Origin of the sequence: Symmachiella dynata (assembly GCF_007747995.1) — a bacterium.
GTDB lineage: Bacteria > Planctomycetota > Planctomycetia > Planctomycetales > Planctomycetaceae > Symmachiella > Symmachiella dynata.
This window is the reverse complement of sequence record NZ_CP036276.1, coordinates 4077978-4102822: the sequence shown is the minus strand read 5'-3', so window position 1 is coordinate 4102822 and position 24845 is coordinate 4077978. Positions and strand designations below refer to the sequence as shown.

Sequence of the window (24845 nt, the reverse complement as noted above, 5' to 3'; positions counted from 1 at the left end):
ACGGATAGAAGAAAAAACAACATGGCCAACCCTGTTGAAGATTGGAAAGCGGAAAAACATTCGTTCGAGGTCTGGGAGGACTGTGAGAAATACGCCGCCACCCGCACGCCCATGAAGGAGATCCCCCAACCTGATTTGGAACGCATGAAATGGTACGGCTTCTTCTACCGGAAACGGGACGGTTCAGGCCGGTACATGAACCGGATCCGGATTACTGCCGGGGAAATGAACGCCGAACAGGCACGAGAAATCGCGCACTTGGCCTATGAATATGGGCATGGAATTGTCGATGTCACAACCCGCGCGAATGTTCAAGTGCAAGGGCTGGAAATTGAGCATCTTCCCAAATTTGCCGCTCGGCTGGACAAGGTGGGTGTCACTTCCAAACAAACAGGGCACGATAACATCCGCAATGTGTTCGCGCATCCTTTTAGCGGATTGATTCCTGACGAACTGATCGACACGCGGCAACTGTGCCACGACGTCACGGCACTGTTTGTTGATAGCCGTGAATATTCTGACCTGCCGCGGAAGATGAATATTTGTCTCAACGGTACCGATCAACATTCGGCGCATTTTTGGACGCAGGACATTAGCTTTCTGGCAACGCACAACGACGATGGCGAAGTAGTCTTTCAGCCGCTCATCGGCGGCACCCAGGGACAAAACCCCCGCTTAGCGTCGCACTTGCCGGTGCTGATCTATCCGGAACAGGTTGTCGATGTGACGCGGTCGATATTGGATCTATTTCGTGCGAAAGGCTCGCGGGTCAAACGCAATGCGGCGCGCTTTCGGTTTCTCGTCGACGAAATTGGTGTCAGCGGGGTGCTGCAATGGTTGGAGGAGACGCTGCCGTTTCCTTTGCAACCGGGAATCAGCGAACCGACTCCCGCGTCCAGTCACGACGAACTGGTGGGCTGGTTTCGCCAAACAAATCCAAAATTGTGGACAATGGGACTCTCGGTTCCGTTGGGCCGCATGACGTGGCAACAACTCGAAGGACTGGGCCGCCTCAGTAAAAAATGGGGCGATGGCCAACTGCGGGTGACGCACGAGCAGGGGATCGCCGTGATCAACATCCCTTCGGGGTTTAAGGATGCGGCGGCAACCGATGCGGCGGCTTTGGGGCTCGGCGTGCATGCCGACCCGTTTGACCTAAACACCATGGCCTGCACGGGAAGCCAGTTCTGCAACATTGCTGTGACCGAAACCAAAGGGCAGATGTTGCAACTGGTCGAAAAGTTGCGAAAACGCGCTCTCAAACTGCACGGTATTCGCATTCACATGAGCGGTTGCCCGTCGAGTTGCGCTCAACATTTTACGGCCGACATCGGACTCAAAGGGGTCCGCGTACGACGGTTGATCGGCACCCGCGAAGGCTTCGACGTGTTTCTTGGCGGAGGAATTGCCGGACAGGTCCACATGGGCATGCCCTATCGATTGGGCGTCGATGTCGACCAGTTGCCGACGCTGATTGAAGACGTTGTCGGAGAATATTACCTGTTGCACAAGCCGGGACAGACATTCAGTGCGTATTGGCGCGAGAAACTTCAAGCCGCCAAAGCGGACAAGGTTGGTGATGAGGAGTATCAACCGCCGGTCTGGTTGTGCGAAAGCTGTGATCATCGCCACATCGGTGAAGACCCGCCGGTCTTTTGCCCCAGCTGTGCGGGATTGCGGCGTCATTTCGCCCGCTTAGACAATGAGACTTCGCCAACCGAAACCGTAGTGGAAGCGCGGGATCCATCACCGGTGCGTTCCGATGGATTCAACTTTGCCGCCAAGTTGGAAAAACTGTCAGCTGCCGGAAGCCTTACGGTCGAAGTCCAAGGGCGCGAGTACGCACTATTTGAAGTCGATGGCAAAATCACCTGCACCGATGCCGCGTGTCCTCACGAAGGGGCACCACTAGCCGAGGGCGAAGTCACCGACGGGGTCGTCACCTGCCCTTGGCATCAATGGGAGTTTGACGTCTGTACCGGATGCAGTGTGACCCCCGCTGGCCATACCATCAAAACGTACGAGACTTTGATTGAAGGGGGCGACGTATTTATTAAAACAGCGAGCAATGCGGGGGGGATTGATATACCGGACCTGTCGCCGGCGACAGCGGTCAAAGCGGCTGAAGTTTCTCTACGTGTGTTGGATGTCATCGCCGAAACTCCCAACGTCCGTACCTTTCGTTTGGACAACTCGCAAACGGTCCTGCCGCAGGATTTCCCCGGCAAATTCGCACAGGTCTGCATACCAGTCGAAGAGGGGGAACTGTGGCGCAGTTTCACGATTAGCTCTTCACCGACAGACAGTCAGCACATCGATCTGACCGTTAAGTTGAATCCCGACGGAATTGCCACCAACTACTTATTTGAAAACATACAGCCGGGTAGCAAGCTTCGCATTAAGGGAGCGTTGGGGGGCTTTTGCTTTGATCCGGACCGTCACCGGGAGCCGTTGGTTTTGATCTCCGCCGGTAGCGGAATCACCCCCATGATGGCGATCACGCGGTTTTTGAAGGACACCGGCCGCTCCAATCCGTGCACCCTGTTATACGGGGCACGTACCCAATCCGACATCATCTTTCACGAGGAATGTCGTAGCCTGGTAACGGATGGCGGGGCGTTTCAATATGTCGTTTCGCTCACACAGCCTGATGATTCTTGGACCGGTGAAGTGGGGCGTATTGATTTTGAACGTGTGCAACGATTCGTTTCGAACGTAGCGGGAAGTCGCTACTTCTTGTGTGGGCCAAACGAGTTTATGGATGAGTTGCGGGCTGCGCTGACCGAGGCGGGTGTGCCTGAGGACCGGGTGCATACCGAACAGTTTCACGCGACCCCGGCACCTGCGACGGTTTGACGGACGGAATCATGGACACCCTGCACAAAAAAAACGGCAACCCAACCAGCGTTGCCGATGGGGGCACAGACTCCTCGCTCCCCATACTGGGCGTCCCTCCAGACGGTCCCACGTTGATCGAACGTCTATTGAACGATCAACAACAAATGACCGCTGTGGAGCAATTTTCCCGCGCCCATGATCTGGGTGGCCTGCCTGCACAGTCCCGCTATTATTCGAAACTCGTGCCCACCTCCGCCCCCGGTCCGGGACAACAGTACGCCTTCGAAGTCGATCTCGATCGCTGTTCGGGCTGCAAAGCCTGTGTCACCGCCTGTCATACACTTAACGGTTTGGATGAAGAGGAAGCGTGGCGCGACGTCGGATTGCTGGTGGGGGGGACGGCTGCCAACCCGATGATGCAGCACGTGACCACCGCCTGTCACCACTGCCTCGAACCGGCTTGCATGTCCGCCTGCCCGGTCGATGCCTACGAGAAAGACCCAGAAACGGGGATCGTCAAACATCTCGATGATCAATGTTTTGGCTGTCAATACTGCACGTTGGCCTGTCCCTATGACGTTCCCAAATACCACAGCGGTAAGGGAATCGTCCGCAAGTGTGACATGTGTAGCGATCGGTTGGCCGATGGAGAAGCTCCCGCGTGCGTGCAAGCCTGTCCGCACGAGGCAATCGCCATCACGGTCGTCGACGTTCAGCAGGTGATCGAAGATTCCGAAGCAGACAACTTCCTGCCCGCCGCTCCCGAACCCCACATTACCTTGCCCACAACGCGCTATAAGACATCGCGCGTCTATCCCCGCAACATGTTGCCCGCCGATTATTACGCCACCAATCCGCAGCATCCACACTGGCCGTTAATTGTGATGTTGGTCCTCACACAATTGTCCGTTGGGGCATTTGTGGTTGGGAGCGTTCTGGAAACCCGCTTGGACGCCAACGACATGATTGCCTTTCGGCAATTGCACGCGGCGAGTGCCCTCGGCTTTGGTTTGTTGGCGCTGACCGCCAGCACCTTTCACCTGGGGCGGCCACAATACGCGTTTCGCGCTATCGTCGGCTTAAAGCATTCCTGGCTGAGTCGTGAAATCGTAGCATTCGGGGTCTTCGCCGGAGCTGCATGCGTTTACGCCGCTGCGGCTTGGATTCCCGGCATTCCTGATGCTGTCGTTGTGTCTTTGAGTTGGGGAGTCGCGGCTATTGGTGTTGTGGCAGTCTTCTGTTCGGTCATGATTTACGTCTTCACAAAACGCGAATTCTGGAGTTTTACACAGACCGTGACCAAATTTTATCTGACCTCTGCAATATTAGGGATCGCCGCCACGTGGTTGTCGATTTTGTTGTTGGGCGCAGTCTTCAACAATCCGGCCGCACAGCAGTTGTCGCGCGACGTGGGCGATACCTTGCTACAGGCGTTGATTGTCACCAGTGGTTGTAAATTCGTGTTTGAATTGTCGATGCTGAGCCATCTGGCAGCACGACGGGTGAGTCCGTTGAAACGGTCTGCGCAACTGCTCGTCGGGCCACTCTCGAATCAGACGTTTGCGCGGTTTGCCTTGGGGGTCCTGGGCGGCGTCGTGATGCCCGTGTTTTTAATGTCGCAACAGCGGACCTCCGAAGTCGCCACGATTATTATTGTCGTCATGCTATTCGTCGCCTGTTTGGCGGGGGAACTGCTGGAACGCTACCAGTATTTCGCCGCGGTCTCCGCACCACGCATGCCGGGAGGGCTGCGCTCATGAGTACCACCGCCGATCCGACACGGATGGACCAGTTGCAATCGTTATTACATCAACGCACCGGCCCGCTCACGCGGGAATTGCTGTTGAAGCCGGGCGAGTTTGGGCTGGGAAAAGTTCCCGCTCGGCAACTGCCCGATGCAACGACAAATATGGTTTGCGGCTATTGTTCGACTGGTTGTGGGCTCAATGTCCATCTGCAGGAAGGAACCGCAGTCGCACTTACGCCGACCACCGACTATCCGGTGAACTTAGGCATGGCGTGTCCCAAAGGTTGGGAAGCGCTGACGGTCCTCGATTCGCCGGACCGCGCAACGGTTCCGATGTTGCGCAATGCTTCGGGTAAGTTAGAGCCGGTCACCTGGGACACGGCGATGCAGACGTTCGTCGAGCGGTTACAAGGAATACAAAAACAGCACGGTGCGGAGTCGGTCGCATTTCTCAGCACCGGGCAAATTCCCACAGAAGAAATGGCGCTGCTCGGCGCGCTGACCAAATTCGGCATGGGGATTGTGCACGGAGACGGCAATACACGGCAATGCATGGCCACTGCCGTCGTCGCCTACAAACAGGCATTCGGTTTCGACGCCCCGCCTTATACGTATGCCGATTTTGAGGAATCGGATGTCATCGTATTAATCGGCAGCAATATTTGTATCGCGCATCCCATTATGTGGGAGCGGGTGATGCGCAATCCGCATGACCCCGAAATCATCGTCGTCGATCCTCGCATGACCGAAACGGCGATGAATGCGTCGCTGCATTTGCCATTGGCTCCCAAATCGGATCAGACGTTGTTGTACGGCATTGCTCGTATTCTGATCGAGAACAATTGGGTCGACCACGATTATATTGATCAGCACACAAACGACTTTCAGGAATTTCGAGAGTACGTTGCACAATTCTCGCTGGAGCGTGTCGCGCGTGAAAGCGGGTTGTCGGAACAACAGATTCAGCGTTTCGCCGAATTGATCCACGACGGAAAACGGGTCTCGTTCTGGTGGACGATGGGAGTCAATCAAAGCCACCAAGGGGTCCGCACCGCGCAGGCGATTATTAATCTCGCACTCATGACCGGCAACATCGGCCGGCCCGGCACGGGGGCGAATTCTATTACCGGACAAGCCAACGCGATGGGCTCGCGGTTGTTCTCAAACACTACGAATTTGCTGGGCGGACATGACTTTGCCAATCCCGAGCACCGCGAAAAAATTGCCGGCATACTGGGCATCAATAGCGAGGTGATCCCGACCCAAAACAGTTGGGCGTACGACGAAATCATCGAAGGCATATTGCGGGGGAAAATCAAAGGCCTGTGGGTGATTTGCACCAACCCGGCGCATTCCTGGATCAACCAAACCCAGTGCCGCGACATTTTAGATCGCCTCGACTTTTTGGTTGTGCAAGATATGTACGGCAATACCGAAACCGTCCAGATGGCTGATTTGGTGTTACCCGCCGCCGGCTGGGGAGAAAAGGAAGGAACGCAGATCAATTCCGAACGGCGGATTGGACTCGTCAAAAAACTGCGGCCCGCCCCGGGACAAGCACTCGCCGATTTTTCGATCTTCAAACTCGTCGCCGAGTACTGGGGCTGCGGAGACATGTTTGCGCAATGGGAGTCCCCCGAGGCGGTGTTTCAATTGCTCAAGGAATGCTCGCGAGGAACGCCGTGTGATTTTTCGGGAATCGACGATTATGAAATGATCGACAAGGCGGGGGGAATTCAATGGCCTTATCCGGAGAAGAGGGCTGACAATGCTGGGGAGCGACGGTTGTTCGCCGATGGGGAGTTTTTTCATGCCGATGGCAAAGCCAAGTTCCTCTTCGAGGATCCACGACCGCTCACCGAAAAGCCGACTCACCGTTATCCCTTTATTCTACTGACCGGGCGCGGAACGGTAGCCCAATGGCACACGCAAACCCGCACCCGCCAATCGGCGGTGCTCCGTAAATTGTATCCGGAAAATCCGTTCGTCGAGATCAATCCCGCCGATGCCCGCGCGCTGAATATCCGTCCGGGCGAATGGACCATCGTCGAATCCCAACGCGGGCGCCTGCGGGCCAAGGCGATGGTGACACACGCTATCAAGGCCGGTCAATTGTTCATCCCCATGCACTACGAACCCACCAACCGCCTCACCGACCCGGTCTTCGATCCCTATTCCCGGCAACCCTCCTACAAATCCTGCGCCGTCAACATCAGCCGCGAAGGGTTTTGAACATTGCATCTGTCGGCTATCTCGCCATGCGTAACGAAGTGACGATGTCCGCGCGGGCGGCGTGGGTGGCGGGGGCGATTCCGGCGATGATGCCGATTACGCACGACGTGATCGCTGCATAGATGGCCATGTTCCATGTCGGCACAATCGCAATGCTCACCGCCTCGGCTCCTAATGACAGTCCTGATTCGAAGAGGAAGACGGTTGCCAACGCGGTGCCCAAGCAGCCGCCGAGGACACTGAGTAGAACCGCCTCGGACATCACCAGTCGAAAGACGCGAAATGTCGTAAACCCCAACGTTTGCAGAACCGCATGCTCTCCGATGCGATCTTCGACGGTCATGATCGTGGTCGTTCCCAGCAAAACCGCCATTAATAAGAGGCAGGCCCAACCCAGGTAATGGGACAGATCGATCAGGTGGACAAGATCGGCGATGCTGGACGACTGGAAGGCGCCTTTGGTTCGTGTGTCGGTCTCGATCTGCCCGGATTTCAATTGGGCATCGATGGCAACGGCGGTCTGGTCGGGGTCGGCGGAATTGTCGAGCCAGACTTCTTGCTGGGTGACGGTGCCGACCAGATCGAGTCCGTGCGTCCGTTGTAGAAAATCGAGGTGGCAGTAGACGTAATCCTCTTCCGCTCGGTTATCACTGGTATAGATCCCCGCAACGGCCACCGTGACATCGCCTATGGAAAACTTCTCTCCCACCGAAATACCACGCCGCGTCGCCAACGCGCGTCCCACGATGGCCGCGTCTTGGTGGCCTTCAAAATCCGTCCAGCTGCCGGTCACAAGTTCGAAATTCCTCAGCCTGCGGATTTTCTCAACTTCGGTTCCATAAAAGACAACGACATCCAGGCTGGCGCGGCAATTGTTCGTGAAGACTTGAATCGGCAGCACATCCCGCACGCCGGGCATTTCCTCGATGATACGATCATAATCTTGCGGAAGATGGCTGGTGGCGGGACAAAATTTATTCGCCTGAAACACGACCAGCACCGAATTGTCTTGATGTGTGAGTCGCTCAAGCCCTTGCTGAACGGATAGGACAAAACAAAACACAAACAGAGCGACCGCCGATCCACTGACCGTCAACAGCGTCCGCACGCGATGCCGCCACAAAGTCTTAAACAGATACGGTGCAAACTTAAACATCAGGAGGCCTCCGGATGCACTGAGACCATAGCGCGCTCACCCACTTCAATGAGCTGCCCCCGGTCGAGTTTCAATTGACGTCCAGCCATTGCCGCAGCTTCGGAGTCGTGCGTCGCCATGAGAAACGTGGTTCCCAGTTCGACATTGAGCCGCTGCAATAAATCCAAAATCTGGGACGAGGTCTCAGAATCAAGATCGCCGGTTGGTTCGTCCGCGACAACGACCGTGGGATCGGTCACAATCGCCCGGGCGATTCCCACCCGCTGTTCCTGACCGCCGGAAAGTTGGCGAGGATAATGATTGGCGCGGTTCAACAGATCGACAGCCGTTAACGCGAGTTCAACGCGGCGCTGCCGTTCGGATCGATTCATCGGCAAAAGTAACAACGGGAGCTCGATATTTTCGTAGGCCGTTAGGACCGGGATCAGGTTGTGCGTCTGGAACACATAACCAATATTACGAGCCCGCCACGTCGCCAGCTTGGTCCGTGACATCCCGGTGATGTCGACGTTGTCCACGATGATGTGCCCGGAGGTGGGCCGATCAATCCCGGCAATCAGGTTCAGCAAGGTCGACTTACCGGTGCCGCTGGCTCCCATGAGCGAAACGAATTCTCCGCGCTCAATCAGCAACTCGGCGTTGTCCAGCGGCGTGATCTTTTCATCTCCCTTGTGGAAGAATTTGCTGACCTGCTTAATATGGATAAGCGACATGCGAAAGTTCCTCGCTGTTAATTGTGTGCCTTGTCCGGAAAACGTTGGGGGTGGGAGGCAGAGGTTGTCTCTTCGTCAAAAATGTTTGCCTCGTCGGTAATCCGGATTCGGTCGCCGTCATTCAATTCTTCGTAGCCCGAGGCAATGATACGACTGGCAGCGGTAAGCCCACCCGTGACTTCGATGAACGTGCCGGACGCTTGATCGCTGACCGTCACTGGCTGTCGTCGTGCGACCTGATTGGCAACATCAGCCACCCAAACAAAGCTTGCTTCGCCGTCCTGCGCAACGAGTGCACCGGGAATGAAGAGCCGATACTCCTCGGTGTTTTCCTCAGCCGGTGCTTCCGTATCGGGCGCCAGAAATGTGACATCCACCAGCATTTCCGGCTTCAACACCGCCGGCGGATTCTCGATGCTGACTTTCACCTCCAAGGTGTTTTTCTGAATGTTGGCAAAGCCTGTCAGGAACAAAACTGTCCCCGTCAGTGGTTCCGCAATGGCGGGGCTACGAATTTCCACCGGTTGTCCCCGCCCAGTCTTAGGCAGGTCCTCAAACCGCACATCGACGCGGACCTGGAGTTGGTCGGGCGAATACATTTTGACGACCGTGCTGCGGTCCTCTCCTTGCATCGAACCGGCGCTGCCCATCAAATGCGACCCCGGTTGTGTGACAAGATTGAGAATCCGCCCCTCGACCGGTGCGTGAATTGTCATGCGTGCGAGTCGCAACTCCGCTTCGGCAACAGCGACCTCTGCTTGCTTTAAGCGAGAACGGGCTGCCATGAGTTGCGCTTTGGCCGCTTTGAATGCGTGCTGTTCATCGGTCTTCAGTTCCAACCGCTTAGCGGCCGCCGCCACTTGTCGGCGCAGTGCCCGCTGATGCTGGACAAGCACCGCGCGTCGATTGGTCAATTCCACCACGCCGGCTGCGGCAGCATCTTGTTCGCTCTGTGCTTGTTCGATGCTTGTTTGCGTGGCGACATCGCCGAGAGCTTGCTTGGTTTTCAAATCATAGGTGGCAAATCGCAGCCGCGCTTCCGCTTGTTTGATTTGGTGTGGCAGATTGGATAGTTCCGTCTCAATGGCTGCCAAGGCAGCTTCCGCCTCGGCAACGGGAAGTTCGAGGTGAGCGGGGATGTCAAAATTAACCCGCGCCGCCTCCACACCCGCCTCGGCTTCCTGAATCTCCGCTTTCCGCAATTCAAGCGTCGCCTGGGCTTGCTCTAGTGATAAAGTCGCATCGTCATCGACTAAGCGCGCAATCGGCTCACCTGCGGTGACGAACTGGTCCTCCACGACAAGTAACTCTTCCACCACCCCCGACGCCAACGCCGCCACGCGCGTCGGCGTGGGGCGCGGCTCAACCCAGCCCGCCGCGTTATACAGCGGCGTCCCTTGGGCCTGGAGTTCCGACAGACTCATCCGCACTGGAATGACTGTGACGGACGTTCGCGGCATGTAGACGTCACGCGCCGCCCACGCCAAGACCGAAAGAAAACTGACGATCATCAGCGCCGGCAAAACCACGCGGGAGACGATCCGCCGCTTGGGCGCGATCCGCGGCCGATCCTCCTGGTCACGCTGAATGGCCAGTTCTTTCACATTGACCTTTGAGGTCGTGCTCATGACTCACCTTTGGTGTCAGAATGCGCGTCCTTGTCGTCGTCGTGGTCATGTTCTTTATCATGATCGTGATCGTGTCCATGGTCGTGATCATGGTCATGTGCATGCTCTGGGGTCTCTCCGGGATTGCCGCGTTTGACTTGACCGGGATTGGCAGGGTCGACATAGACCTTACGGGCCAGGATCGTCACATTGCCGGCATCGTCCTTGCTGGCTTTGCCGGTTACAATCACGGTCTGCAATTCCGTCAGCCCCAGGAGTTCGCGGGCATCTGTGGAAATGACCTGGTCTTTGTCGTCCACGATTTTTACCAAGGTCGTGGAACCGGGCAATTTGTCGGTCGCACAGCAATAGTCCCAGGGAGTCGGGCATTTGTCGCCCGGGATATCCGTGCAGGCTGGCAACGAACGATCAACGATCGAAAACGCGGCCATTCCATTGACCCAAGGTTCATGACTGCCGCCGATGCGCCCGACAACCACCACGTCCTCATCCCCTTCAACGCTCTCGCGCATCGGAATGATGTCCAACGGGGAGCCGGGTGCTGTGGTGGTCAGATAGGCTGCTCCTTCAGTAGAAGCTTGCCTTGCTGTTTCCGCTTTATCGCTCGCATTTTCAGTGGAGCAGCCGGTCACTGCTGCGATTGTGATTAAAGTTCCGACCAACTTGAAGTTGTGTAGCATTCGTAAATCCTTTTCGTAGAGTGTTAAATTGCCCTGAGTCCGTCCACGACGGAGAGGCGGAAAATTCGAATCGCCGGCGGAAGTGAGCCGACGATTCCTAAAAACAATGCAATTCCATATCCGATCAACAATGTGGTCGTGTCGATTTGCAACTCGAAGGCGCCCATCGTGAATCGGACCGCTGCTTTATGAACCAATCCATACGCCACAACAGAAGCCAGCAAGGCAGAGGTCATGGCGAGGATGGTCCCTTCTTGCATGATGCTCAAAATGGCCGCCCTGCGTGAAAAGCCGATCGTTTGCAGTGTTGCCAATTCGGGAATCCGGCCGATGACCGCTCCGTACATCGTATTCAAGCCGATGAACACCCCCGCACTGGAGACGAGCGCTACGACCAGCCAGGACAACAAACGGACGGGACGATAGTCCTTTTGCAGGGAAGCGAAGTAATCGGTCTGACGAATCGCCTGCAGTTCCAAATCGAGTCGTTCCTTGCAGAACAGATCAACGTCCTGAAACGTGCCTGCGGGTCCCAAATTCAAAGCAACAAGGCTCAGATCCTGACGCTTCATCGCCTGTTGCAAATCGCCGAGCCGGCACCACACTTCGGATTCATAGGTGGCACCCGCTGCGGCAAAGGTTCCGCTGATGGTCCATTCCCGGCCCTCAAAAAATAGCGTCCGTCCCGGTTGGATCTCTGCGGCGGTCAGTCCCAATTTGGTGGCCGCCATCCGACCGACCAAGATTTCGTTCACCCGCGGCCAATTTCCCTGTGTGATTTCGACATTTTCGTGCACCAACAGTGCTGTCGGCGTGACTCCTCGCACCAGCCCCATTTCCGGCTCGGCTTCTAATGCGCGATTGACCTTCGTACCGAGATAAAGTTCGGGCGAGGAAGACTTCTTTCCATAGCGTTCGCGAATACCCGGAATCGACGCCGCCAGCAGATCGGCTGTTCGCATGGGAACCGAGGAGTATTCTAAGTTTTCCCCCATACCCAATGAGAAGACGATCACCGTTTGAGGTTGGCCTCCGGTGGTGAGTGAGCGGTCCAAACCGCGCACGAAACCCAGCACAACCATCACCAGTAAGGTGACGATGGTCAGGGCAACGAGTGTCAGCGCCGTGCGCAACGGCCGGCGCAATAGATTGCGTATGCCGTACTCCCACGGCAGCGGTCGAAAGAAGACCATGGGCATCCAAGTGCTAAATTGAAGAATACGTCGATTCAAAGCACGTCATCAAACGTGCGAGACGTCAGTCCGCCATCAAAGATGGGCGGAACGCATTCATCAGCACAACAGCGAGCGCAGCGCGATTCGCAAGCCGCTGCTAGACAGAGAACTCGCTTCTCCGCGATGGTCAAATGCTGTCGGCAGTGCCGACTTACCGTCTGGAACTACCGGCAATTGGATTAGGCTCGGGCTCAGCGGAGGGAGCCCAGAAATGGCGCTGCCACAAATGGCGGCCTTGCAAAAACACGATTTTGTGCAGTCTTCGTGTTCCGGCGCTTCTTGTTTCTCGTGGCAAGGATCAGAATTCGTTTGGCAATCATGACAGCAATCGACACTGGCTTCGACTTGTGTCGGAGAACAGCATATCGATGCGGCGCGACATACGATGGGGCATGTCAACACCGTCAGAATACCGATAATAGCTGTTATGCGATGCAACACGAATAAACTCCGCTTCTTGTAAAGTCTCCATGTACTCTAAGATGCAGGCTCTACAAGGTCAACCGGAATCCGCGAACGCGACCCGTAAGCGTGATTCTGGCAGCCGGGAAAGGTTCGCCCACTGAGTTGTGCCATGCCCTCCATGCAACCCAGCTAACTTGTCGGGTGTTGCTTGCGAGTGGGCATCGTTCAACCAGACATGTGTCGCAACGAGAAATTCAAAAACTTCAGTCACTATGTCTGAGTTGGCGTCTCAGTTGGCAAAAGCCCAGGACGCCGCACGACGCGTCTGGGAACGAAACTTGACGTCGGCTTCGGGTGGCATCGTAATCCCCACGGAGTTGAGCTGTACCGGTTCTTCGGAGCTCCGGTCTGCTAAGGACGTCCAAAGAATCAGCTTTCTGGTCGCGTGTCGTAGTAGTAGGTGGCGGAGCGGATTGACGCTTCTGCTTGCATGCGAATCACCCGAGAAGTGAGTTGACACTGAGACTCAGTCTCGTTATTTTGAGTTTCGCGTTCGTACGCCCGCCAGCCAATTGCCTTCTCTCCAAGGTCATCCTAGCCAGCCAAGTTGACGTCGCGCTGGACTTTGCCTGAACAGATGACCTAGGAGACCTTTGATGCACCTTGCACCTCAGCGTGCCCGGCGACGTGCCTTTACGCTCATTGAATTACTCGTCGTGATCGCCATCATTGCGATCCTAATTGCCCTCCTGCTTCCAGCCGTCCAACAAGCGCGCGAAGCGGCCCGCCGCGTCCAATGCCGGAATAATCTCAAGCAGATTGGGCTCGCTTTACACAACTACATGGATGTCTTTGCCACGACTCTGCCGAGTGCGGGGAATCCATTGGAGTCCGGCTATCCGGACGACTTTTCTCCCCTGTCGCGTCTGCTCCCTTATTGCGATCAGGCGAACCTGCAAAACCTAATGGACTTCAATTTGAAGCTGGGGCACCCGGCAATTCAACCACTTCCCACTGAAATGCAACCGGTTGCCAAGACGGTCGTTTCGATGTTCCTGTGTCCCAGTGATCCAGCGGTCACGAACGCCATCGAGCCTTATCAAGATTTATATGAGTATGCGGGGTGCAACTATGCAGCCAACCAGGGTGATGGCATAGATTACGACAACGGCAGTGCTTATCCTCCGATTCACCCGCTCGGTAAGGGGAACGGCCTTTTTTGGGCGGGAGCCAGCACCAAGATCCGTGACTGTATCGATGGGACGACGAATACCATTGCCTTTGCCGAGTCGACGCGTGGACCGGGCTCCGATACGACCGGGACGGACAACGATGTGAAAAGGTATCGTATGGAAGGGGGCTACGCTGAAGTTGCCGCTGCACCTCCCTATGCGAATACGGAAGGTTTTCGGTTAACCTCTTGGCTGCGGGGGACTGTTCCCTTTGGTCCGGTGATGAACGGATACTTAACGCCGAATAGCCAGATCCCCGATGCTTTCTCCAGTTCGTCGAAGCTGACCGCTGCCCGCAGCTATCACTCCGGCATTGCCAATGTCCTGTTGATGGATGGGAGCGTCCGTGGAGCGGGAGATTCGATTGACGAGACACTCTATCGCGCGCTCTGGACTCGCTCGGGTGGCGAAATCATCGGCGAGTTCTAAACGGCACGCTGCCGGATCGATTTCAGGGTGTGTTAGTACGACAGCGCTCCATCAAGTACATGGTCATCCCAATATGGGGTGCCACTGGCGGCTTGCCCGCCAGTGAACGATGCGACGTTTTAAACCGGTCTGCGAAATTCCCACCGCAGACCGGTGTCTATACGGCTAACGACCGACAAGCTTTTCTCCTAGATGAGTTCTGCTCCCATGACGGATACTTCGTTGGATGCTCACGATGTGCAGCACGATGGCTCTGCACAGGATTCTCCGCAACTGGAGGCCCCCGCGCTCGAGAGGGAAGGCAATTCGCAAAACGATGCAGCCGCCTCCCCCAAACCGGCCGCGTCTGGGAATCTGTATGCGAATGTCTGGCGCTGGCATTTTTATGCCGGTTTACTCACCGCTCCGATATTGTGGATCGTTACCATCACTGGGGCGCTCTACGTCTTTCGCACGGAGCTGACCGAGTTTCGCGATCACGATTTGCTGCGCGTGACGCCGGCGGAACAACGAATGAGTTACGAAGAACTCAAACAGGTGGCCGTCACCGCCCATGGTTCCAGCGACCTGGAAGCACTCATCGTCTATCCGGACAGCACGCGTTCGATTCAGTTTGTCGGCCATCACGGCGAAGAAGGGGAGCATGGTCCCGAGGAGCACAAGCTCATTCACATTGATCCCTATTCGGGGGCGCTGCTGGGAACGCAGATTGCCGAGCACGATTTTTTTCATATTGTTCTCGAACTGCATCGCAATCTATTACTCGGCACGACTGGCCGCTTTGTCACAGAACTGACAACGTGTTGGGGTATTATTTTGTTAGCGACCGGGGTCTTTCTATGGTGGCCTCGCAGCAAAAAAAATGTGGGGGTCTGGGTGCCCCGGGTTCGGGGAAAGCTTTATGCGATCCTGCGCGATTGGCATGCGGTGACGGGGATCTACGTGGTCCCGCTGCTATTGATCGTCACCGCCACGGGTTTGTTTTTCTCACCGCTGATGGGAAACGCATTTAATACCACGGCGAAAAAAGCAGGGCATTGGCCGATTAAGGAATGGTTCATTCCTCCTCAATCGAAACCGGTTGCTGAGGGCACGCCGGTGGCAACGTTGGATGAAATTGTGCCGACATTTCTTGCCCAATCACGACCCAACGATGCTGTCAGAATTCGTTTTGCAGAATCGCCCGAACATGCGCATCGCGCGTTTCTAATACAGGACGAAGACAAAAACTCCTACCGTTCAGTCGATGTCGATCAATACACCGGTGAGTTGCTGAACGTTGTCGATGGCAGCGACCTGAAATTACTCTACCGGGTCCGTTTGTGGGCTGTCTCCATACATATGGGGCAAATATTTGGAACACCCACCAAGATCCTGGCCCTGATCGCTGCGGTCGTCATGTTGGCGCTGTCGATCACCGGCCTGTGGATGTGGTGGATGCGGAAGCCGAGTGGCCGTACCGGTTTCCCACGACGTCCTGCGCGTTCGCTCCCCAATTGGGGTTGGGGAATCGTGGTCCTCTGCGCACTGGTCCTGCCTGTCGCAGGCGTTTCCATTCTTCTGGTGGGCATCTTCGATCAGCTATGGGGCCGCTTCTACAACGCTCCCCCGCCAACCACCTGAGGTTGATTGGTTACGCGGATATACGGCGGCCCTTTTTAGCAGTCGCCTTGCAGATATGATTCCCCTAATGATCTATCGCTGAACCGACAGACTCTCACCCAATACACCGGTTGCGGCGGATTCACTTGGCGGTCGTTGGTCCAAGCGGGTAATACGCATCTTCCAATACAGTGAATCGCCGATGTCTCTTTCCTGGTAGACCCCAGCATGCAGTCTCCCTTCGGCCGCGACATCCGAGTCGAACACGATGCCCGTTTTCATCAAATCGTGGATCTGTTCGGCAGCTTTCCAGGTCATTGTTTTAGGGCGGATGGCCCGAATCGTAGCGTCCAGGCCGATCAGTTGCTTAACACACAATAAAAATCGCGACAGCCACATTTCGACATTCTGCAGATTCCACTCCGTTTCCGGGATGACATCCGCCGCAATGCCGAGCATCGAGATTCCTAAACCGGAGCGATGACCGTCATCATCCTGATCGGATGTGACGGCCATCACTTGCCGGATATTGGTGAGGTCAGTGGGGTCGCCGTCAAACCAACCGAATAGCTCCGGGTGTTTTTCGGCTTCCTGTTTGCACTGCAACCAGTGTTGAAATTGATCAAAGCGGAGCGCGCTATAACGCTCATCCATAAGCCGCATGATCTCCGCAAATCTCGCGTGTTCTTCCTCACAGACGAGTTTTTGCCAAGACATGGTGCACATCCGCCTTTCATACCGATAACTGGTTTCAAAACCCTCTGATGCGTCGCGCTCGCACTTGTATTTTAGATTCTCGAACAGGCGCAACCGGGTTTTGAAACTGGTTCTAGGGATGTCTAGATTCGCCTGCAATTTCTAAGAACTCAAGATTATCGTTTCCGAGTCAGTATCATACCCACAAGTGGGATGTGTCCCTTCCACCGTTAACTCAACGATTTGCCCAGGATCTCCCGTAATCTTAACGCTACTCGATCCGTCGGTTCCATTATCGATAAACACGGAGTCCGTGGTTTTACTCAATTCAGGATCGTCTCCGCTGCCGGTCGCCTCGCATGTATAGTCGAGTGTGACTGTCCCTTTGCACCCTCCCCCGGATACAACCTCAGTTGTCACGACAGCCTCTCCCCCCGTTAACGCTTTAAGTGCTTCTGGTGGCGGCCATAAAATTGTTACGGTGAAATATCCTGCCATTGTATAGTTTCCCTTTCATGTGTAGAAAGTCGTGAATTCAATTTGGCAATTACATTTGTCGTTTATGGCCGAGTGAGTTCCAACGTCCAGTTGGTCGGAGGGGTGTTTTTGGTAAAGCTGACTCCATCCATAGTGTCTTGATTGCTTGCCAAATATCGTAACATCTTCGACAGGAAAGATTTGTCTTTCATTAAGGCGGTGGGGATGTCGGGAAAGGTTAGGGTGGGAATTCCAATATCTTCTCTGTGCTCCTGGAGATCCGCGATAATCTCTTCGATAGTCTCTCGCACTTTTCTTCTAGCGTCACGCGATACACTACCGACCGCCAAAAAGTGACAAGTTCTAGGTGCATTTTCCTCGTAAGAATATGCATACACATAGCTCAGTTTATTCTTTTGATCGAATTCGCTGTCTTTATAAAAACCACGGATGCGATGGCCTGGGATTCTGGTTCCATTCTCGTCAAAAACAAATCGAATGAGGTTGCCTTTGGTGAAATATTTAAAAACCTTTGGGGATGAACGTTTAATGAGACGCACCGCTCTAGAGAAATGTCCCTCAACAACATCGTCCTCTTTCCAAGCGCCGACAATTACTCTTGCAACTGTTTCCTTCTGTTCCTGTAATGCGGCTGCCGCCTGTCCCTGAGCCAGTGCCGCTGTTACACCAACTGCCGAGGCAGCCGTGAGCATTTCTCTGCGAGTAACTTCCATTGCAATCTCCATCTCAGGTAAGAAAAGGGGTAGGATCGCGGTTCGCGATTCATTGTCACATGGAAATGAATCGCGCGTCAAATTTATTGGGCAGGGCTGCGGAATTTGTTCCACAAATTATGAAGCTCAGTCGGCGTCAGCGGCATGGCGTCGGACAGTTTGTCGATCCGCTGGCTTGAGAGCAATTTGGTGTGTTGTATGATGGTGTCGACATCGCGGGTATCTTTGGGCAGTTCATGCAGACTCAACGAGTGCAGCGTATCTTCGGCGGGATCTTTGCCATGCAAGAGCAGGATTGACTGATCGCTGTTGGCAAAACCTGCAGCTAAAATCGGGGCGTTCGATGACAACGGTGGCAGAGCTAATTCACTGGTGTCCACACCCCACACATAGGCTGCGTCGGGGCTCTTTCCTACGGTCAATAGCAGCTTGCCATCCTGACTAAACATTAAAGAACTTGTCGCTGTTGACGATGCTGATAGGACGAAGTGCGGAAGACGCTTCGTGAGCGGAGTTGTGGTGCCAACATCCCATACTCGTGCCGAATTTTCTCCGGAGACCGTCGTGGTATCGTAGGCGAGAGTGGCGACTCGTGTTCCCGTGGGGTCGAACATGCCATAAATAACCGAGGCGGTATGGACGAGCGGGTTTCCCACTGGTTTTCCGGAGGAAACATTCCACAGCCGCGCTGTCTTGTCATCGCTGCACGTTAGCAACAGTTGTCCATTAGGGGAAAACTGACAGTGTCGCATTCGGTGGTTGTGTGTGATCTTCACGCCAGTGGAGATTCCCGTAAGGGCGTTTAGTATCAGTGTTTCATTTCCATTCGCAACTGCGACTTGAGTCCCCTTGCGACTGAACGTGGCATGTGCAATCGCCCCATCGAGTGACCAGAGGGGCTCGTCAGAGTTTTGGGTATCCCAACACGTGACAGTCTGCTCTTTCGCGCCATTGCGACAGCGGACAAGGAGGAGTTTCCCGTCGTCGCTCAATTCAATGGTTTGGACTGCTCCGTCATGCGCCAGCAGTGCCGAGACGGGGTTTGCATTGACTAGGTCCCAAGTGGTCACGTAACCTTCGGTGAAACCGGCAGCTAAATATTTTGCATCTGCGCTCAGTGTTGCGCAGGATGTGTGCAGTGCGATCCCATCGATTTCAATGTTCACTGGAATTGTCTGCGTGTTTAGTTCTCCTTCGTCAGTGATTTGAACAGTCATCAGCGAGTTTTGATTGCCCTTGTTCGTCATCACGTACCAATTGCTTTGCGGGCAGCTCGCAAAACAATTCACTGGAGACATATGCGGCAAAGGGAGCCTTCTCGGCTTAGTGGCCAATTCCCAGAGTCGTGCGGTTCCGTCGGTGCAGCTTGTCAGCAATTTGAGCTTTTGGTCCCGGCCCGGCAAAAACTCCACATGCGAGACGCTTCCGCTGTGGGGGATCAGTGGTGTGGCGGGGCTGCCGGTTGTGGTATCCCAAATACGCACCGTGCCATCCTCGCTTGCTGTCGCCAGCAAGCGACTGTCATCGCTAAACGCCACCGAGTTCGTACGAAATTGGTGCACAAACGGCTCGCTATGTAGAGTGTATCCGTCTGCGACGCGCCACAGACGAGCCGTTCTGTCATGGCTGGCTGTCGCAAACAGTTTACCGTCGGGGCTACAGGTGATGTGGGCAATCAAGCCATTGTGTACATTTTGTTCTGAGTCGACCTCTTCCGCGGTTGCGACGTCCCATAGATAAACGTCTCCGCTGTTTGTCCCCGTAATCATCGTTTGATCGTTGTGCGTGATCGCCATCACCGAGATCGCATTATCGTGATGGAGGACCTTGGGATTTTCTCCTCCCTCCTCAATTGGTTTTCGCCAATTCCAAATTCGTGCGGTCTCATCCCCACTCGCAGTAAACAAATTACGACCTGTCGAGTCAAAAACCACGTCTGAGACGGGGCCATCATGTGACAATTGGGCAAGCTGCTCACCCGTTCGCCCGTCCCACACAGTCGCTGTGTGATCAAAACTAGCCGTTGCGATAATAAGTTGCTCAGGCTGAGCTGGATCGGGTGGGCAAATCCGCACACAAGATACGAAAGCTGGCAGATTCGGGTTGTTTTTACGATTCCCATGCTTGATGCGGGCCAATTGCTTGCCGGTGGAAATTTCCCAGACGTACGCCGTTCCGTCGTTGCAGGCAGTTGCAATGTATTTTCCGTCGTGACTGAATTCAGCGTGACGAATTCGGTCTGTGTGTACGAAAGGCTCAGTTACCGGCAGCCCGGTGGTCACATTCCATACCCGGGCGGTTTTGTCGACACCAGCGGTCAAAACCATTTGTCCATCCGGGCTGATGGTGGTGAAGCCAATTCCGCCGGTGTGAAACCACATCTGCTCTAATGACGGGCTGGATTGGAGCGCGGCTGCCACGCGCATGCGGCTGATCGGTTCTCGCTGCGGGTTCCCTTCGTCGAGCGCCAGTGCCGCTGCCAACCAAGTGAGGCCGCGCATCAGAGCGTTCGAATCCTGCAATTCAGCTTCCTTGACGTACATCTGCGAAAGCACTTCTTTAGTGCTATACAGGGCAGCCGCTTCACGCACGTACATTGCTGACGACACGGCGGTCCCGCAGGCAAACGTGCTAATCACCGCCACGATCAGTGCGGCGATAGCGCGGTTGCGTTTGCACCACCGCCAGGTCTTGGCGACCGGCCCGACCGGACGGGCGTGAATCGGTTTTCCTTCAATGAAACGTCGCAGTTCGGCGGCAACTTCTTGGGCCGATTGGTACCGTTTGGCGGGATCCTTCTCGAGACATTTTAAACAAATCGTCTCCATATCCACTGGAATGTGAGCATGAAGTTTGCGCGGACTGGGAGGTTCTTCGGCCGTGATTTGCACGATCAACATCAGCATGTCGCCCCGAAACGGCAAGTTGCCGGTGAGAAGCTCGTACAGCACGACGCCTAGTGAATAGACATCACTCCGGCTATCCGCCTTGTGGCTATTTCCTTCTGCCTGTTCGGGCGACATATAGGCCGGCGTACCGAGAATCTGGCCGTCGAGAGTCATCTGGATTTCACCAGCGTCGCGTTTGGCGAGCCCAAAATCCATGATATGTGGCGTACCGGTCAGGTCGAGCATAATGTTGCTCGGTTTGATGTCTCGGTGGGTTACGCCGGCCTCATGAGCATGCTGCAGTCCGTTAGCTAGTTGCTCACACAGCTCGGCAATCTGTGTCATGTCCAACTGTTTGCCGTTGAGCCATTCGCGTAATGTGGCTCCTTGAATATATTCGCTAACGATGTAGACCGTGTCGTTGTCACGCCCCACTTCATGGATCGGGACAATGTTCGGGTGATTCAGTTGGGCAACAGTCCGTGCTTCTTTAAAAAAGTTGGCCGACTCAGTGGTACTCAACGCCCCTTTGCGGGGAATCTTTACGGCGACCATCCGTTCCAAGTCCTTGTCGCGCGCTTTCCAGACTGTACCAAAATGACCGGTGCCGAGTCGGCTGATTAACTCAAAGTGGCCCAATGTGCGACACAAATCTTGTGCGAGCGTCTCAGTCGCTTGGCTGCCCAATAGGCTGATGCCGCTTCCACACGCATCGCAAATAATCTCCTCTAACTTCGTTTCATCCGCGATATTAATATGGTTTTGACAATGGGGGCATCGCGTCTGGATCGGTAGCTCGCCGACATTTGCCTGTCGAGTTGAGTACTTGCTTGGTGTTCTATCAAAGAGCTCCTCTTCCACACGCTTGACTGAGCTGAGCCAGGCCGCACGTTTGAGCCGGAAACGCTTCAGGTAGTCTTCTTCCCGAGGATGTTCGCCGCATAACCGCCGCACGCGGTACTCTTCAGCTACCAGATCGACCGGTAATTGTTCCACTGGGGCAAGTTGCCTATAAATGCGCGCGTAGTCATCGAGCCGTGGCCGCTCGGGCAAGGTGCTTCCAGCAGTGCGTGGATTGGTATCGCGCCAACGGCGCTCTAGGTCGATCTTTACCAACTCGACAAGCAGGTCCCAACGTTCCTCATCCGGCACCGCCTGCAGGGCTTGGTCGATCATTGGAGGCGTTCCAGCTTCCCAAGCCTCTTCAAAATCTTCGAGTTGCTGTTCAAAAACAGCCGAGTGGTCGTGCATGAGGAATCCTTCGGCAAACGTCTCGCGCAAAATCGTGCTTGGATTTCACAGTACGGCAGTCGCGTTGAGAATTCAATAAAAATGTCGCTCTACACGCCACTGCCCCCAACTAATCCAGGGCTGGGAGTTGCATAGCAACTGAAATTGATTTCAAAACGTTTTCACACCGATCGCAATTGACCGGATGCATTGACATCCGCGTGATATTGCAATTCGCGATATCGTGCCCGCAATCGATCGCAAACTGCACCCAGAACACCAGCATGACAATAAAGCTGCGCATATACCTAATCCACGGCTGCTTGATCGTTTCCGACGAGCAACCATGGCGATGCATTCAACGCGATACGAGTCTCTGCCCAGAATTCGACGACCTGACTCTCCTCCAACAAGCGGTCAGGTCGGGATCAACCAGCGCTACTTGTCGACTGGACTTCCCTTTCCCTAAGGGGTAATCAGGAAAACGCTGGGAAAACGACATGCGGAAGGTGGGAATTCTGAAAAAATTGAAGAAAGTCCACAAATATCGCGTTTCGCTTTGGGGCAGGGGGCGCTCATTCGGCGTGAATGGCAAGACGCGGCTCACAAACCTGCACGTTGCAGGAATGAATGGCTTGATGGCGGTATCGCTTGGCTACGCCTTAGTCACTTCCTGACGAGCGCCAAGTGATGAATCCTCAAATAGCCGCATTTCGAGGTCCTTTCGGATACCCTGCATCACGCGCTGGACCGTGCGTGTTGTGCGACCTGTCGCGGCGGCAATGTCTTCCACCGATTCCCCTTTCAGCCGCAACTCAAGAATAACTTGATACTTAGGCCTCAACTGCCGCATCAGGTCCTCAAGCTCTTCCGCGATGGCCAGCGCTTCTTCCGGCGAAGGATCTCGGGCAATGATTTCGGGGCGAATACTCCAGCTGGATCCCCCAATGCTTCGCACGGCTCCAATCGACCGTTTTTGTGCCTGGTGAAACTCCACCTGACGGAGCACTTTGTGGACCGTAATGGCCGCTAGCAACCGCCATAAATCGCCGCCTCGACTGAGCGTATAGCTTCTTTGGCCCGCATTGCAAAAGAAAGTGCGATAAGCAGATTGTACTACGTCTTCTGGATCGACAACGGTTTGAATCTCGTTGGACAACCGTGACCGCGCCAGGGCTGTCAATCGCAACAAATAACGCTCGAAGATTTCATCGGCCGCTTTTTCATCACCTTGCTCCCAGCGTGCGAGTAAAGCAATTGATTCGTCATCGGCCATGACTTGTTGCCTTTTGAACTTGGTAATTAGAGTCACCATTCACACATTATACGCAATTTGAAGACTAATCGATGGCAAATGGCTCGCGCCGGGCAAAAAACCAAACTTGAGACGAAACATGCAGTCGCATTTGTTCCGCAAATCGAGAGTGTGATCGAGCGATTTCCATGATTTGTCCCGACGTTTGAATACAGACCGAGCGCTGCAAAATAACGCCGGGGTCCTTGCAAACGCCTTGTGAGTGCTTTCTCTGTGATGCATGACTCCGTTCTCGATTTTACGACCACCACTTCGGATGACCGCAGTACGGGTTGGGGAAATACGGCCGTTTGTCGAACGGGGCTTGGCCGCGTGTTGCGGTAAGTGGTTGCCGTTTTGAATTCCCCAACCTACGGCTTGAAAGTGTACATGCGAACACATATCCTGGCAACATGAAAACCCATGAATTAATTGGCCACGTCGATTCTGATTGCTTTTATGTCTCGGCAGAGCGTGTCCGCCATGAGCACTTGCGGCACATTCCGGTGGGGGTGCTGGGGAACCAGGGCGCCTGCGTGATTGCCAAATCCTACGAGCTGAAAGCCCGCGGTGTGAAGACCGGCATGCCGATTTGGGATGCTGCGCCGCTCTGTCCCGACGCGGTGTTTGTCAAACGCGACTTTCGTTGGTACGAGGTGCTCTCGCGCAAACTGCTGGGTGTCATTCGCAGCGTGAGTCCACAAGTCGAATATTACTCGATCGACGAAATGTTTTTTGATGCGTCGGCGCTGCGCGAGCCGGCGGAGAATTTGCAGCAACGCATCCTCCAGGAAGTCGGCATTCCGGTGAGTATTGGCATCTCACGGTCTCGTACGTTGGCCAAATTGATGAGCGATGTGCGTAAGCCGTTCGGATGTTGCACGATCACCGAGAAGGACGCGATTGAGAATTTTATTCATCTACAACCGGTCGAAGAACTGTGCGGCATCGGATCTCGTAGCACGCGCAAGCTGCACCAACACGGCATCCGGACTTGCTGGCAATTCACGCAAGCCAACCGGCATTTCATTCGCAAGTTGCTCACGATCAAAGGCGAAGCCTTGTGGTGGGAACTTCAAGGAGAAGCGGTGATTCCGATCTTAACGGAGCGAAAAAAGCATAAGGCGATCGCGCGGGGAGGCAGTATTGGACGGCCATCGACCGATAGGGAGCGGTTGTGGGCCTGGACCGTTCGCGATGCGGAACGGCTGATTGAGGAACTCGACTTTCACCGCGTGTTGGTGGGCGAGTTGGTGATGAAGCTCTCGTACAAGACAGCGGGAGATTGGTCACGGTCGGTGCGGTTTGCATCTCCGACCTGCGACTTCGACAAGCTGCTTGAGGCGGCTCATCGTCTGCATCTTGTGGCTTGCCTGGAGCTGCAAGGACAGGCGGTCACACACATCGATCTGATCGCTGAACGGCTTTGTGATCGGGGGGCCGAACAGCGCAGTTTGTTTGAGGCTGACGAAGGCAACTCCAGCATTGCGCAGCTGAAGCGTGCAACCAACGAGAAGCTCGGCCGCTTCGCACTGAGGAGTGCCGCTACATTGCCGCTCACCGATATCTACAACGACGAGGCTTTTAACTACGACGTTTGCGACATCCGCGACAAGACGTGCTTTTGAG

At 54.9% G+C, this 24845-nt stretch carries 15 protein-coding genes; 6 read left to right on the top strand and 9 right to left on the bottom strand.

Going from position 1 to position 24845, the window contains the following annotated elements:
* The first annotated feature begins 21 nt into the window (after positions 1 to 21).
* Genes Mal52_RS15575 through Mal52_RS15565 form a run of 3 tightly spaced genes read left to right on the top strand, consistent with a single transcriptional unit; the run spans position 22 to position 6817 of the window.
* Positions 22 to 2856: a Rieske 2Fe-2S domain-containing protein gene (locus Mal52_RS15575; RefSeq protein WP_145377109.1), complete on the top strand. Its 2835-nt coding sequence runs from the start codon at positions 22 to 24 to the stop codon at positions 2854 to 2856.
* An 11-nt stretch (positions 2857 to 2867) separates the two neighbouring features.
* Positions 2868 to 4598: a DmsC/YnfH family molybdoenzyme membrane anchor subunit gene (locus Mal52_RS15570; protein WP_145377108.1), complete on the top strand. Its 1731-nt coding sequence runs from the start codon at positions 2868 to 2870 to the stop codon at positions 4596 to 4598.
* Positions 4595 to 6817 carry a molybdopterin oxidoreductase family protein gene (locus tag Mal52_RS15565; protein WP_145377107.1) on the top strand — a complete coding sequence of 741 codons (2223 nt, stop codon included), beginning with the start codon at positions 4595 to 4597 and terminating at the stop codon, positions 6815 to 6817. Before Mal52_RS15570 ends, Mal52_RS15565 begins: the two co-directional genes overlap by 4 nt.
* Positions 6818 to 6833: 16 nt before the next feature.
* On the opposite strand, the gene Mal52_RS15560 is transcribed toward Mal52_RS15565, so the two are convergent.
* The 5 genes from Mal52_RS15560 to Mal52_RS15540 are packed head-to-tail and all read right to left on the bottom strand — an operon-like array spanning position 6834 to position 12187.
* Positions 6834 to 7973 carry an ABC transporter permease gene (locus Mal52_RS15560; RefSeq protein WP_145377106.1) on the bottom strand — a complete coding sequence of 380 codons (1140 nt, stop codon included), beginning with the start codon at positions 7971 to 7973 and terminating at the stop codon, positions 6834 to 6836.
* Positions 7973 to 8686 carry an ABC transporter ATP-binding protein gene (locus Mal52_RS15555; protein WP_145377105.1) on the bottom strand — a complete coding sequence of 238 codons (714 nt, stop codon included), beginning with the start codon at positions 8684 to 8686 and terminating at the stop codon, positions 7973 to 7975. Before Mal52_RS15555 ends, Mal52_RS15560 begins: the two co-directional genes overlap by 1 nt.
* Before the next feature lie 17 nt (positions 8687 to 8703).
* Positions 8704 to 10314: an efflux RND transporter periplasmic adaptor subunit gene (locus tag Mal52_RS15550; protein ID WP_145377104.1), complete on the bottom strand. Its 1611-nt coding sequence runs from the start codon at positions 10312 to 10314 to the stop codon at positions 8704 to 8706.
* Positions 10311 to 10994, bottom strand: coding sequence for a hypothetical protein (locus Mal52_RS15545; RefSeq protein ID WP_145377103.1), 684 nt, complete (start codon positions 10992 to 10994; stop codon positions 10311 to 10313). Before Mal52_RS15545 ends, Mal52_RS15550 begins: the two co-directional genes overlap by 4 nt.
* A gap of 23 nt (positions 10995 to 11017) precedes the next feature.
* Positions 11018 to 12187, bottom strand: a complete 1170-nt coding sequence (locus Mal52_RS15540; RefSeq protein ID WP_145377102.1) for an ABC transporter permease — start codon at positions 12185 to 12187, stop codon at positions 11018 to 11020.
* Positions 12188 to 13290: 1103 nt separating this feature from the next.
* Here Mal52_RS15540 and Mal52_RS15535 point away from each other — a divergent pair.
* Positions 13291 to 14295: a DUF1559 domain-containing protein gene (locus Mal52_RS15535; protein WP_145377101.1), complete on the top strand. Its 1005-nt coding sequence runs from the start codon at positions 13291 to 13293 to the stop codon at positions 14293 to 14295.
* Between the two features lie 207 nt (positions 14296 to 14502).
* On the top strand, positions 14503 to 15918 hold the full coding sequence (locus Mal52_RS15530; RefSeq protein WP_145377100.1) for a PepSY-associated TM helix domain-containing protein: 1416 nt from the start codon (positions 14503 to 14505) through the stop codon (positions 15916 to 15918).
* 72 nt (positions 15919 to 15990) lie between these two features.
* On the opposite strand, the gene Mal52_RS15525 is transcribed toward Mal52_RS15530, so the two are convergent.
* The 4 genes from Mal52_RS15525 to Mal52_RS15510 all read right to left on the bottom strand — a co-directional run bounded on the left by Mal52_RS15525 (position 15991) and on the right by Mal52_RS15510 (position 23198).
* Positions 15991 to 16614 carry a hypothetical protein gene (locus Mal52_RS15525; protein WP_145377099.1) on the bottom strand — a complete coding sequence of 208 codons (624 nt, stop codon included), beginning with the start codon at positions 16612 to 16614 and terminating at the stop codon, positions 15991 to 15993.
* 539 nt (positions 16615 to 17153) lie between these two features.
* Entirely contained in the window at positions 17154 to 17804 is a 651-nt protein-coding gene (locus Mal52_RS15520; protein ID WP_145377098.1) for a hypothetical protein, read from the bottom strand.
* 83 nt (positions 17805 to 17887) lie between these two features.
* Positions 17888 to 21943 (bottom strand): protein kinase domain-containing protein, encoded by a 4056-nt coding sequence (locus tag Mal52_RS15515; RefSeq protein WP_145377097.1) that lies wholly within the window; start codon positions 21941 to 21943, stop codon positions 17888 to 17890.
* Between the two features lie 634 nt (positions 21944 to 22577).
* Complete coding sequence (locus Mal52_RS15510; protein ID WP_197533201.1) at positions 22578 to 23198, bottom strand: RNA polymerase sigma factor; 621 nt, start codon at positions 23196 to 23198, stop codon at positions 22578 to 22580.
* A 431-nt stretch (positions 23199 to 23629) separates the two neighbouring features.
* Here Mal52_RS15510 and Mal52_RS15505 point away from each other — a divergent pair, with 431 nt between their 5' ends.
* A complete protein-coding gene (locus Mal52_RS15505; RefSeq protein ID WP_145377095.1) occupies positions 23630 to 24844 on the top strand; it encodes a DNA polymerase Y family protein in 1215 nt (404 codons plus the stop codon).
* Position 24845 lies beyond the last annotated feature (1 nt).